General features: G+C 46.2%; 11 protein-coding genes and 1 other annotated feature (1 of these 12 running past the window's edge). Of the genes, 2 read left to right on the forward strand and 9 right to left on the reverse strand.

Going from position 1 to position 13,685, the window contains the following annotated elements; translation table 11 throughout:
* Positions 1–35, reverse strand: a binding site (T-box leader) (it extends 198 nt beyond the left edge of the window).
* Positions 36–218: 183 nt separating this feature from the next.
* Positions 219–1,754 carry an SH3 domain-containing protein gene (locus L7D49_RS14980; protein WP_238082235.1) on the forward strand — a complete coding sequence of 512 codons (1,536 nt, stop codon included), beginning with the start codon at positions 219–221 and terminating at the stop codon, positions 1,752–1,754.
* 44 nt (positions 1,755–1,798) lie between these two features.
* On the opposite strand, the gene dtd is transcribed toward L7D49_RS14980, so the two are convergent.
* The 7 genes from dtd to L7D49_RS15015 form a co-directional block, all read right to left on the reverse strand.
* Entirely contained in the window at positions 1,799–2,239 is a 441-nt protein-coding gene (dtd, locus tag L7D49_RS14985) for a D-aminoacyl-tRNA deacylase (protein WP_238082237.1), read from the reverse strand.
* Between the two features lie 13 nt (positions 2,240–2,252).
* Positions 2,253–4,445, reverse strand: a complete 2,193-nt coding sequence (locus tag L7D49_RS14990) for a RelA/SpoT family protein (RefSeq protein ID WP_238082239.1) — start codon at positions 4,443–4,445, stop codon at positions 2,253–2,255.
* Positions 4,446–4,647: 202 nt separating this feature from the next.
* The gene (locus L7D49_RS14995) at positions 4,648–5,160 is read right to left on the reverse strand and encodes an adenine phosphoribosyltransferase (protein WP_238082241.1); all 513 of its coding nucleotides are present in this window, start codon (positions 5,158–5,160) and stop codon (positions 4,648–4,650) included.
* 140 nt (positions 5,161–5,300) lie between these two features.
* The gene (recJ, locus tag L7D49_RS15000; RefSeq protein WP_238082243.1) at positions 5,301–7,628 is read right to left on the reverse strand and encodes a single-stranded-DNA-specific exonuclease RecJ; all 2,328 of its coding nucleotides are present in this window, start codon (positions 7,626–7,628) and stop codon (positions 5,301–5,303) included.
* A gap of 127 nt (positions 7,629–7,755) precedes the next feature.
* Complete coding sequence (locus tag L7D49_RS15005; RefSeq protein WP_238082245.1) at positions 7,756–8,082, reverse strand: lipopolysaccharide assembly protein LapA domain-containing protein; 327 nt, start codon at positions 8,080–8,082, stop codon at positions 7,756–7,758.
* A gap of 73 nt (positions 8,083–8,155) precedes the next feature.
* Entirely contained in the window at positions 8,156–10,423 is a 2,268-nt protein-coding gene (secDF, locus tag L7D49_RS15010; protein WP_238082247.1) for a protein translocase subunit SecDF, read from the reverse strand.
* Positions 10,424–10,702: 279 nt separating this feature from the next.
* A complete protein-coding gene (locus L7D49_RS15015; RefSeq protein WP_238082249.1) occupies positions 10,703–11,011 on the reverse strand; it encodes a post-transcriptional regulator in 309 nt (102 codons plus the stop codon).
* Between the two features lie 105 nt (positions 11,012–11,116).
* Here L7D49_RS15015 and L7D49_RS15020 point away from each other — a divergent pair, with 105 nt between their 5' ends.
* Positions 11,117–12,634: a putative polysaccharide biosynthesis protein gene (locus L7D49_RS15020; protein ID WP_238082251.1), complete on the forward strand. Its 1,518-nt coding sequence runs from the start codon at positions 11,117–11,119 to the stop codon at positions 12,632–12,634.
* On the opposite strand, the gene L7D49_RS15025 is transcribed toward L7D49_RS15020, so the two are convergent.
* Both L7D49_RS15025 and yajC read right to left on the reverse strand, forming a co-directional pair.
* Positions 12,628–13,269, reverse strand: a complete 642-nt coding sequence (locus L7D49_RS15025) for a DUF421 domain-containing protein (protein WP_238082252.1) — start codon at positions 13,267–13,269, stop codon at positions 12,628–12,630. The two genes, L7D49_RS15020 and L7D49_RS15025, sit on opposite strands and share 7 nt — an antisense overlap.
* 121 nt (positions 13,270–13,390) lie before the next feature.
* Entirely contained in the window at positions 13,391–13,636 is a 246-nt protein-coding gene (yajC, locus tag L7D49_RS15030; protein WP_238082798.1) for a preprotein translocase subunit YajC, read from the reverse strand.
* Between the last annotated feature and the right edge of the window lie 49 nt (positions 13,637–13,685).

Below are 13,685 nucleotides of genomic sequence, written 5' to 3' on the forward strand. Positions count from 1 at the left end.
GTTGATAAAACTACTTGCCATGTCATCGGTCTAATGATTTTTTCGATTACTGACTATGTTAATCATTCAATAGCGGCGTGTCAACCCTTTTCCACTACAATCCTTCAAATTTGCAAAAGTAAAGCGCAGCGTGATTTGATGGAAAGAGAAATTCCTATGGTTTTTTCGTTTCAAAACTTCTACAATATGAAGAAAGGATTGGAAAGGAGAATCATCAGTTGATCAGACGACGCTTTGGAATCTTCGCTATCATTTTTTCCATTCTACTTGGCACAACCTTGACAGGTGTCTATGCAAAAGGCAATTCTGCTGTCATTCAGGCTGACTCGATCAATGTCCGATCAGGCCCGGGCCTCTCCTACCCCGTCATCGGATCATTGAAAAAAGGAAAGGAAGTAGCCTATCTATCCACTTCTGACGATTGGCTCGAAATTGATTGGAATGGACAAACCGGATGGATCGCTTCGTGGCTGACCTCCAAAAATCTGGCTAACTCAGAAACACCAAAAACGATCGTTTCTAAAGTGAATTCACTGAATATCCGGACATCCCCTTCTATCGGATCTGCCATCGTGGGTCGAATGAATGCCGGTGAAGAAGCAATCAAAACTGGGACGGACGGAGAATGGACAGCCATTACATTCCGCGGGATGGAAGGCTGGGTCCATCATGAATACATAACAGAAATAGATACAGCACAAACACCAGAGCCTTCTCCTGCACCTGCAAAAGCAGGCGGCTCGAATATGTTCACAGTGACTGTGGATGCGTTGCATGTACGAAAGAAAGCGGACCAGTCGTCCAAAAAAGTAGGTATGGTCCATAAGGGAGATACGTTTGCTGTTAAAGAAATAGATGGCAATTGGGTGAAAATTAATTTTTCCAAGAAAAAAGAGGGCTGGGTCTACTCCTTTCATGGCACCTTCTCGGGCGAAAGCAGTAAAAAGGATACCGCCCAGTCGAAACTGGACCAAGTAACAGCGCTGACCAACGGAACCAATATCCGTTCAGAAGCAACGACATCCTCAGAAGTTGTACTTCGAGCAAATGCGGGTGAGAAGTTCCAAGTGCTGCGTGATGAGGGCGATTGGTATAAGATCGCGCTCCCAGATGGCGGTGAAGCCTATATTGCCAAATGGGTCGTATCGGACGATCGTATACCTGTGTTCAAGCTGGACGAGCCGAAGAAAAAGCAAGAGCGGGAACCTGGCACCTTAAAAGGCCTGACCATTGCGATTGACGCGGGGCATGGTGGTAATGACCGCGGCACAACTGGAGCTCGGGGAACGGACGAGAAAGAGTTAACCTTGCTGACCGCAGAATTATTGGAATCCAAATTGAAAGCCGCTGGCGCTGAGGTTATCATGACCCGTGATACGGATACATATGTTTCCCTTCGCAAACGAGTCGCTGTCGGCCATCAGCATGCAGTAGATGCATTCGTAAGTTTGCATTACGATGCCAATCCGGACAGCTCCATAACTGGATTCACAACATATTACACAAAAAAGACCCAAAAAGGGCTGGCCGAATCAATCAACAAGGGCCTTGGCTCGAATGTCACGCTGCGCAATCGCGGTGTGCAGCCCGCCAATTATCTAGTGCTTCGGGAAAACATGCAGGACGCCATCTTAATCGAGCTTGGATTCTTATCCAATCCTTCTGAAGAACGAATTCTGACAACGGAAGTTTTCCGTGAACAGGCGTCTTATGGCATTTATCAAGGATTACTCGATTACTTTGATTCGAAATAATCGTTAAAAAAAGCAGGCACCGGGTTACCATCGGTGCCTGCCTTTTATTTTGATTCGACCATAAGGGTCACTGGACCATCGTTTAATAAGTGGACGTCCATCATGGCGCCAAAAACGCCTGTAGAAACTTCGAGTCCTTCCGCCTTCAGGCATTCATTGAAATACTCCCAAAGCGGCTTGGCCTGTTCCGGACGGGCCGCTTCAATAAAGCTCGGTCGGCGTCCTTTTCGCACATCTCCGTAAAGCGTGAACTGAGAAACAGAAAGAATGTCCCCGCCCACTTCATCAATGGAACGGTTCATCTTCCCTTCTTCGTCCTCCCATAGCCGTAGGCCTGCAATTTTCTTCGCAATGTACTGGGCATCTTCCTTCGTATCCTCATGCGTAATTCCGACAAGGAGGACATATCCTTTTTCAATCGATCCGGTTACTTCCCCCTCTACCCGGACGGAAGCAGGGCCGGAACGTTGCAGCAATACTTTCATGAAAGACCCTCCTTTAATGAATAATACGCTGGACAGAATAAATATCACGGATTTGTTTAATCCGGTCAACAATCCGTTGCAAGTGGGCAATATCTGTAATTTTAATGGTCATATTAATTCGCGCAATCTTATCGCGGTCCGCTTTGCCACTTACCGCGACCATCGGCGTCTTCGTATCCGCAACAACCATCATGACTTCATTCAATAATCCTTGGCGATCGAACGCGGTCACTTCGATATCGACCTGGAACTCTTTCTTCGTGCTCGTCGGGCTGACGGCCCACTCCACATCAATCAGGCGATCTTCTTCCTCGGCTGTGTGCACATTCGGGCAATCGGCACGATGGACCGATACGCCTCTTCCCTTCGTGATGAAACCGACAATTTCATCTCCTGGAATCGGATTGCAGCATTTGGAAAGACGGATCAGCAAGTTATCGATCCCTTTGACGATGACGCCCGACTCGGTTTCGATTGGCTGTGCCGTTTTCATATCTGAAACAATTTTATCGATCGTATCCTGGCGTTCCCTTTGTCTCCGCAGTTTTTCCGCCAATCGGTTTACGACCTGCTGAGCTGTGATTCCGCCTGAACCGACCGCAGCATACATATCTTCCTCTGAAGTAAAGCTGAATTTTTCAATAGCACGCTGGATATTATCTGTCGTTAACACGTCTTTTTGTTCATATTCCTGCGTTTTGATCTCCCGCTCGACAAGTTCACGGCCTTTCGTGATATTCTCCTCGCGCAGCTGCTTTTTGAAAAATTGCCTAATTTTATTGCGTGCCTGCGACGTATTGGCGATTTTCAGCCAGTCCCGGCTCGGTCCGAATGACTGCTTGGACGTCAAAATTTCAACGATATCTCCAGTAAACAGCTCCGTATCAAGCGGCACCATCTTGCCATTCACTTTGGCTCCGATTGTCCGGTTGCCGACTTCAGAGTGGACCCGGTACGCAAAATCGATCGGCACAGAGCCCTTCGGTATTTCGATAACATCCCCATCAGGCGTGAACACGTAAACCATATCCGAGAATAAATCGAATTTTAAAGACTCCATAAATTCTTCCGCGTTCGAAGATTCGTTCTGGAACTCTAGAATTTCCCGGAACCACGTCAGTTTTTTATCGATGTTCGTCGGCTTTTCGGTGACCGTTTTTCCTTCCTTGTACGCCCAGTGTGCAGCAACCCCGTATTCGGCAATTTTGTGCATCTCCTCTGTCCGGATCTGCACCTCAAGTGGATCGCCTTGCGGACCGACGACCGTCGTATGGATCGACTGATACAAATTCTGTTTCGGCATGGCGATATAATCCTTGAAACGCCCCGGCATTGGCTTCCATAGCGTATGGATAATCCCAAGCACCGCATAGCAATCTTTAATACTTTTAACCATGATCCGTACAGCTAACAGGTCATAGATCTCGTTGAATTCTTTCTTTTGCAGCACCATCTTGCGATAAATGGAATATAAATGCTTCGGCCTGCCGGAAATATCGGCTTCGATTCCCATTTCGCCGATTTCCTTCTGGATCAGTTCCATGACATTTTTTAAGTAATTTTCACGTTCCACGCGCTTTCGTTTCATCAAGTTGACAATCCGATAATACTGCTGTGGATTCAAGTACCGAAGTGCAGTGTCTTCCAGTTCCCACTTAATGGTGGAAATTCCGAGCCGATGTGCAAGCGGAGCGAAAATATCCAGCGTTTCCGCAGCCACCCGCCGCTGCTTCTCTTCAGGTACATGCTTCAATGTCCGCATGTTATGAAGACGGTCAGCAAGCTTGATGAGGATGACCCGGATATCCCTCGCCATCGCGATGAACATCTTGCGGTGATTCTCTGCCTGTTTCTCTTCGTTGGACTTGAATTTCAACTTTTCCAATTTGGTAACGCCATCTACAAGGAGCGCAACTTCTTCTCCGAAATCACGGATGATGTCTTCACGGCTCACATTCGTGTCTTCGACGACATCGTGAAGAAAGCCGGCAGCGACCGTGGAGGGATCCATCTGTAATTGTGCCAGGATGCCAGCAACTTGAATCGGATGGAGGATATACGGCTCCCCGGAGCTTCTATATTGTCCTTCATGTGCGGATTTCGCAGCTTCATAAGCCTTCTTGACGAACGCAACATGTTGTTCATTCATATAAGAACCGATCAATTCAAAAATTTCTTCAGCTGACATGTCACGATTTTTCGCCATCATGTAACTCCTTTCGTGCTTTTCCGCTAAAAAATAATCGTATTTCTATTGTATGTATAAACCGCGCTGAATGTAAAGAGCGGAATCTTCATTTCTGTCTCTGGCTTGCATTTAATAAAAGACGAGGCATTAGCTAAAGACGGGGTAAGCCTACTTTTAAGTATAATAAAGATCCTCCGCTCGCAAGCGAAGGACCTATTTGTCAATATGTGATAAGCGACTGGATTTCGTAGCCTTTCAGCTTTTCCCGGCCGTTCAAATACGTTAGTTCGATAATGAAAGCGCATCCAGCAACAACGCCTCCTAGTTTCTCAACAAGCTCAACTGTTGCACCGACTGTTCCGCCTGTCGCTAGAAGATCGTCGACGATCAGTACACGCTGTCCCGGTTTGATCGCATCCTTATGGATCGTCAAAGAGTCTTTGCCATACTCCAGATCGTACTCCACTGCTATCGTTTCACGAGGCAGCTTGCCAGGCTTGCGGACAGGGGCAAATCCGACTTCCAGTGCGTATGCAACCGGACAGCCGATAATGAAACCGCGGGCTTCAGGCCCCACGATAATATCCGTTCCCACCTGTTTAGCAAATTCGACTATTTGATCAGTGGCGTATTTATAAGCCTCACCGTTATCCATAATTGTTGTAATATCCTTAAAGCTGATGCCTTCCTTCGGATAATCCGGCACGATTGTCACATAACTTTTCAAATCCATTACTTTTCCTCCCAATAGACGTAATCAGTCTAAGCATCCGTTGTTCAAAAAGGAGGAGAAAAGGTAGTTCCACGTTTCCGAAATCGAGGATAAGCTCCCGCTTAATCGTAAACTGTCTATATCAAATACCTAACTTTTCACTATACTTTTTGAACATGCTGCAAAGAATCAAACCATCGTTTCAATTCCATATACGGGGCGTATAACAACATGCGTTCCATCTCAATTTGTCGCTCTCTTTCCTTATAAGCGGGCGCTTCATTGAGATTTCGTTTGCTCGACGGCTCGCATACGAAAACGACACCATCCTCTATCTTAACAAATCCCAGTTCAAAAAACACCTTTGTCATGAAATAAATCGTCTCGATTTTCCATCCTTTATGTTTAGATAGCTGGGGAGCTTGTTCTTTCAAATGGAAGCTGCCTCTTTTTTTCAGGAAGCTGTAATACCATCCAAAATGTTCCCGGTCTGGTATCCCTTCAAAGTACTTCGATTCCGAGACGTGGAAATGGGCATAAATTCGTTTTGGATTCAGGCCATTCAGTAACGTCTCCATTGGTTCTGCCCCTTTCGGTAAATCGAGCAGGACCAAGTTGTCCATGTCCGGTATGTCATCCCGTCCGAAACAATAAATCGTTTCTTCCGGCATATACGGCTGGTACGAATGAGCTGTCGACTCATGGAAAGCGATGAAGGCAGTGGCCTTCTTCGGTACAGCTGGCAGCCAGCGGGATACTTCCCGCATTCCGCGGAGATCAAAGATTTGCCGCTCATCACAACGTACATCCCCTAGCAACAGTTGGGGCTTTTTACGGCCGTTCCATTCATTCACCTGGAGATCGCCTGTCAGAGATAGCTTTACAGCCGGGCTCATGTCGTCCGCCAAGGCGCCAAGCCCAAAGCCAATGGCATCCAACTTGAGGCCGCCCTCTTCCACTTCCATTTTCAAATGATCCTTTGAGGCACCAATTTTCCGGATGCTCGTCGCCGAAACGTCCTCCAATAAAAAAACAGGCTTCTCAAACGACATGCCGAATGGCCGGAGTGTTTCCATCGAATCAATGATATCTACTTCGATTTCATCCAGTTTAATAGGCACGTCAATGTGCAGTTTTGGAATAAGCAGCTCGTCCGACAGCGTCCGTTTGCCTTGTTCATTCAATCGCTCACGAAGAGTCTCTACGTCCTCAGCAGGCAACGTCATGCCGGCAGCCATTTGGTGACCTCCAAAATGAGGCAGCAAATCGGCACATTTGGATAACTCCTTATATAAGTCAAACCCTTCTATGCTTCGGGCTGATCCTTTTGCCATCCCCGTCTCATGATCGACCGATAGGATAATGGAGGGGCGATAATATTTTTCTGTCATCCGGGATGCCACAATACCGACTACACCAGGATTCCACCCTTCCCCGTCCAGAACGATAACATAAGGCAACATATCGCCATACAGCGTTTCCATCATCTCGTTCGCCTGTTCGGTAATCAACGAGACGAGTGCTTGCCTTTCCTTGTTTAACGAGTCCAACTCTTCTGCCAGCGTAATCGCTTCCATCATATCATCAGACTTCAGCAGCTGGACGGCCGGCGCTGCACTGCCGAGACGACCCGGTGCATTCAACCGCGGGCCAATCCCGAAACCAATTGTTTCTTCGGTAATGGCCGCCTGTTCAGTTGAAGAAACTTTCGATAGCGCCTGGATAGCAGGGCGCCCGGTATGGCGCATGCGCCGAATGCCTTCTTTCACAATGTACCGGTTTTCATCACGTAACGGGACCAAATCGGCTATTGTTCCAATCGCTGCAATCTCCAGCAAGTCTTCGGGGATCTCTCCCAACAAGGCGGTCGCCACTTTAAAAGCAACTCCCACTCCCGCCAGCTCCCCAAATGGATATTCTCCTTCCGGGTGACGTGGATGAATGATGGCATCCGCCTCCGGGAGCTGTTCGCCGATTTCGTGGTGATCCGTCACGATAATATCCATGCCTAACGATTTGGCGAAAGCGATCTGATCAATGCCTGAAATCCCATTATCCACTGTGATAATAAGGTTCGCGCCCGCTTCGTAAAGTTCCTGAAACAGTTCTTTATTAGGCCCGTAGCCATGCTTAAACCGATCAGGTATAGCAAAGTCTACATCTCCACCAAGTCTTTCGATCGCCGTTGTCATGACCGTTACGCTTGTTACGCCATCCGCGTCATAATCCCCATACACGACGATTTTTTCTTGATCGGCAATCGCTCTCTGAATACGTTCCACTGCTTTATCCATATCATAAAGGAGAAATGGATCATGTAAACTATCTTGATTCATATGTAAAAATGATTGGACTTCCTTCGCTTCTGTCAATCCACGGGAGGCGAGAATTTTCGCATGGATGGACGGAATGCCAAGCTCGTCTATCAGTGCATTCACAATCTTGTCATCAGGACGTCGAACTTTCCAGTTTTTCATCGACTCAATCAAAACTCTCACTTCCTTCTGATCCTATTATATCGAAAGGTTGGATGCACATAAAGGAATACTATATCTTGACAATAAATTGCCGTAAAAAAAGATGATGGGACTGACTCGCATCCCATCATCACTGCTATCATATCGTTTCATTATCATTTTCCGTCGGTACTTCCTTTTGCAGGGCAGCGATCTCATTTTGCTGCATGGCGATTTGAATTTCTTTGGCATTCATCTCTTTTAATTGTTCATTTAGTTTGCGTTGAAGGGAGACAGACTTGATCATGGCAATCATGCTGCTGATGGCGGCTCCCAACAAGGCAGAAAACAAGATTACAAGTATAAGTGGCAAATGTCCTGTGCCAACGACATAGTTCACTTCAACGGCATTGACATTCACAACAGCGAAAACTGCGATGATAATTGCAAAAACGATACCAAAAATTAATCCCCATTGTGTCTTCATCTAAACGTCCCCCTTGGCATAGAAAAACAGGATATACCATTTCGTATACCCTGTTCTTCCGAAACATAACGTATTACACAACCGGCTCGTCTGAACCCCATTGTTTTTTGTCTTTTTTCACTTGCAATTTTCCAGCTTTTTTCATTTCCTTCACCTTCAGATCGTACCAGATCTGTGCTGAAATATAGATGGAGGAATACGTTCCTGCAAATAGACCGATCAAAAGAGCGATCGAGAATGGACGGATTGACTCGGCACCTAAGAAGATCAAGGCAACGACAACGATGACGACTGTCAGTACCGTATTAACCGAACGTCCAAGCGTCTGGCGCAACGATTTATTCACAATATCCGCCAAATGGTCTGCATTGTCAATATGGCCAACACGGTTCAAGTTCTCACGGATCCGGTCAAACGTAACAATCGTATCGTTAATCGAATAACCGACGATTGTCAGAACCGCTGCGATGAAGGTGATATCCACTTCCAAACGCGACAAGCTGAAGACGGCGACCATGAAGAATGCATCATGCAGCAAGCCGACGATGGCTGAAACACCCATGCGCCATTCGAATCGCAGCGCCACATAGACGACAATCCCAAGAGCTGCATACAACAATGCTTTCAAAGCATTTCTTACAAGTTCCTTCCCTACTGTGTCAGAGACGGTCGAAACGTTCGGTTCATGACCGTATTTCGCCTTGAGATCCGCTTTAATTTTATTAACTTCTTCTTGCTTAAATTCCTGTTTAAACCGGGCAACCCCAATTTCTTTCTTGTCACCGGAAATGACGATGTCATCTGTTGAATGGCCAATGCCCTCAAGTGACTTGGACACTTCTTCCGTCGTCAGTGACTTATCCGATAATATTTCTACACGGGTACCACTCGAGAAATCGATTCCCAAATTCAATTTAAAAATGCCAAGCGCCACAATACCGGCAACAATTAGAACGATGGAGATGGTGTAAAAACGTTTTCGTGCATGTACGAAATCGAAGCGATCGAATTTCGTTGTCAAGTCAAGCGTGTCCACTTCTTCATCAGGCGCATGCACACGTTTCTTCGAAATGCCGAACAAACCAGTTTTGCCGTCGAGCATTCCGCTGTTTACGAGTAGGCCTAACAAGAGACGGGAGCCCCAAACCGCAGTGAGGAAGCTGACTGCAATGCTGATAATCAACATTGTTGCAAACCCTTTAACCGAGCTTGTCCCGAATATGAAGAGAACAACTGCTGCAAGCAATGTGGTGATGTTGGCATCCAAGATGGCTGTGAACGATGACTTCGAACCAGCATGGAATGCCGTTTTCACTGATTTGCCCACGCGCAGTTCCTCACGGATCCGTTCGTATGTCAGGATGTTCGCATCCACTGCCATACCGACACCGAGCATGAGGGCCGCAATGCCCGGGAGTGTGAGAACCCCATTAATTAACGTGAAGACCAGCAAAATCAGATAGATATATACTGACAATGTCGCAACAGCTACAAAACCTGGCAGACGGTAATAGAACAGCATGAAAATGAAGATTAACGCAATACCGACAATACCGGCAAAAATCGTCTTATCCAATGCCTGCTCCCCGAACTGAGCTCCGACAGAAGTCGAATATTTTTCTTCTAAATGAACTGGCAATGCGCCTGCATTCAAAATACCTGCTAAATTTTTCGTTTCATCGGTTGTGAAGCTACCGGAGATTTCAACGTTTGAAGAATTGATTGTCTGTTTAACGTAAGGAGCTGAAATGAATTTCGGCTTTTCCTTTTTCGCTTCTTCGCGGAAAGAATCCTTTCCTTCTTCAAAATCAAGCCAGATAACCATTACATTATCAGGAGCCATTTGAGCTACTCGAGATGTGATTTCACCGAACTTGTCCGGATCCTTCATTTCCAATGTAACGACTGGATTGCCTGTCTCTCCAAAATTGGCTTTCGCCTTTCCTTGCTTCAAATCCGTTCCATCGAGCAACAAATTATCGTTTGCATCACGGAAAGTAAGATTCGCTTGCGTAGAAAGTAATTTCCGAGCCGATTCCTGGTCTTCGACACCAGCCAATTGGACACGGATCCGATTACCGGATTCAATCTGAATGCTCGGCTCGCTGACACCGAGTACGTCAACACGGTTGCGCAACGCTCGTTGTGTATCATTGACGACTTCTTCGGTTATTTTCTGGCCTTTCTTGAGCGGTTCAACTTGATAAAGCACTTCAAATCCGCCCTGCAGATCAAGACCTAAGTTAACATCTTTTAAAATCGAGTTGGTCGTAGAACCGATTAAAGAACCGAGTAGTACGAGCAACAATAAGAACGATACAATACGTCCTCTTTTCTTCATAATGAATTTCCCCCTCTGTACACAGTTAAATGATCATCAGCTGCATACAGTTAATGAATATGGTCATACTCCAACTTGCCTACTACATACTTAACAGACGTTGACAGGATCCTTCAATCCACGCCCCCTTCCAAAATAAAATCAAATGGCTGTTCGGATGGATCAGTCAACTATCCGCTTATCCTATTAAAATTACAGAAGATGTATAATTAAAAATGCAACACACCAATTATGAGACAGCAAAGCCCCATTGTCAAATGGTTGGACGGATTTACCCCATCAATTTCCCTTGTTTTTCGGAGCTAATAACAGCTGCAATTCATCGCTGTTTAAATCAGAAAACCAATTGGATTCCCTCTGTTCCTCAATCTGCGTATAGGTCATAAATTCCGCTGGCGTCAGTTTCAGAATATCGTTGATCACTTCATGAATCCGCATCGATCCTACGTCCTTTTTCCTCCATCTCTTGCGGATGCAATAGGTCCAAATATCTTCTTCCTTCACCGTATCATATCCATATAGATGGAATTCATTGCGCTTGCTTTCAATTGCAGGAAGTGCATGTTCGAAAATATCTTTGTGTTCCATTATCGTCATCCCCCATTCATTTTCGGGCTAGTCGTAAACGGTCATTTCTCCGCATAGGTTTAGTGTATACGAAACGATCGGAATTGAGAAGGAGATGTTTGGTAAATGTCTACATTCATTCGCGGCACAGCCATTCTAATGGTCGCAGTCTTTACAACGAAGCTGCTTGGATTCGTATATCGCATCCAATTTATGCGGGTGGCGGGAGAGGAAGCCGTAGGAATTTATATGACCGCTTATCCCGCTTTCATCTTTTTTCTATCACTCGTCCAATTGGGCGTACCGATTGCTATAGCCAAAGTAATAGCGGAACTGAAGGCGAAAGGTGAAACAGCCAAATTGCCAGCTGTCATGAAAACCGCCACATTCATCACCATATTGACGGCTGTAGTGTTCATACCGGCTTCCATCTTGTTCGTACCTTATTTATCCGAAACACTTTTAGGCAATAGCGCCACATCATCGGCCCTCTATGTCGGCATTGCCATCATTCCCATCGCCGCGATCGGCGGGCTCATCCGTGGGTATTTTCAAGGGATTGTCCGCATCGAAGAAACCGCTTGGTCGCAAATCATTGAACAGATTTGCCGAATTGCACTAATCACCTGGATGCTGCCAACATTCCTCATCGAAGGAAACAGCCCGATGAACGCAGCCTACGCCATGGGCATTACCTTGCTCGCGGAAGGCTTGTCCGTACTTTACTTATTTTATAAATACCATAAGCACAAAAGAAAAGAACCAATCGCCAATAAGGAAGTTCACCGATATCCGATGGAACCTCTTCTTTCGATCGCGCTCCCTTCTTCAGGCAGCCGATTATTTGGTACGTTCACCTGGTTTCTGGAGCCGATCATTTTCTTGCGTGCCCTTTCCATGGCAGGTGTCGGTGCCGTTGCGGCCACCTCTTTGTATGGGGTCATCTCCGGCGTTCTCATCCCGTTACTCTTGTTTCCGTCATTCATCCCTTATGCGCTCTCTGTTGTCCTTGTACCGGCTGTCAGCGGTGCCGCAGCTACAAGCAATAAGAGCAAGCTGAAAGAACGGGTTCATCTCGCCCTCCGTCTTTCTGCTTTGACGGGAGCTTTCGCGGCCGCCGTTTTTTATGTACACGGACATGCGATGGCAGTCAAGCTGTTTCGCGTTTCCGACGGGGCGCAGTATATGTCTCTGCTTGCACCCATTTTCTTTTTCTACTATATCCAAAGTCCGTTATACTCCATTTTGCAGGCGACGGGCGACGCAAAAGCCGGCATGATGAATTCCGTTTATGGCGGCATTGCCAAACTCGGCGTCATGTTCGTACTCGCTTCCCAACCCGGCCTGCAAGAAACCGGAGCTGTACTGGCCATCGGGTTTGGTGTATTGGTGACATCTTTTCTTCATGTGGCGACATTGCGTAAAAACAAGGCAGCAGCGGCAGGTTTTACGATGTTTGCCCTTCCCTATGTCTCCTTTATCGCAACCGCTGTGCTCAGGCCGATTTTCATTCCGGTGGGCAAGTACGGGCTGATAGCAGAATGTCTTATTACAACTTCCTTCTTAATGGTCATTCTACTTGTATTAGGGCAAGTGAAAAAGAACGACTTCCTCATGCTAAAAAGGCTGGTCAAAAATCACTGAAACTCTTCTTTCAGCTGAAAGTGGAGTTTTCCTTTTTCATATGAGCAATAAAAGACATGCCTGTAGTCCTCAACACCTTGAGATTTTAGCTCCTTTAGCATCCAGTCTTCCGTTTTTCCCATTTGAGTGAGATGGCGCTGTTGAATGACACCATCCGAAATGAGGGCCAGGACTGGCTCTGTTTGATCTGTTGTAAAGACGGATAGATTGCCCGAGGGTTCCAGAAAGGCATGGGTGACATCTTGAATCGAACCGACTTGCTGTTCTCGAAGCTGTTGGAATAAATCATCCAAATTATAGCGTTGCTTGCGCATTTCACTTTCAAGTATCTTTCCATCCTCAATGATCATCGTTGGGTCGCCGTCCACTAAATCCCTGAACTTTTTACTTTTCAAAGATATGAAAGATGTAATCAGCTGTATGAGGAGCAAGATAATAATGGGGACGATGGACTCGATTAATGGCTGGTCCGGTGATTCCAATGCGAAGGCAGCCACTTCGGCCATGATGACAAAAACGACGATGTCGATGACGCTTAATTCACCAACCTCCCGCTTCCCCATCAATCGCATGATGATTAATATCAGAATGTATAAAAATACAGTCCGAAATCCGGTTTGGAACAAGTTGCTCATGGGCCTCCTCCTTTCCAAGAAAGGATACCCTTCACACGCTTGCGCCTATACAACAAATGTCCAGAATCAAAAAGAGATGCTCACCTAAGCGGTTAAACCGCAAGGCAGCATCTCTGTTTTTTTAGGATTGGCTCGTTTCGATTACACGTCCAACTGCTTGTTTATCAAATTGGAGAGTTGTCCCATCTTGCACTTTCAAAAATACAGATGATTCATCAACCGCGTCGATCGTTCCATGAAGACCGCCGATCGTGATGACCTTATCTCCACGTTTTAATGATTCTTGCATAGTACGCGTCTGCTTCTGTCTCTTTTGTGCAGGACGGATGAGCAAGAACCACATAATTGCGAACATGACTACGAGCATAATAATGCTGCTATACTGACCACCCAAAAAATATCCCCCCTCTACTCAA

It is taken from the genome of Sporosarcina cyprini (genome assembly GCF_022048975.1).
GTDB lineage: Bacteria > Bacillota > Bacilli > Bacillales_A > Planococcaceae > Sporosarcina > Sporosarcina cyprini.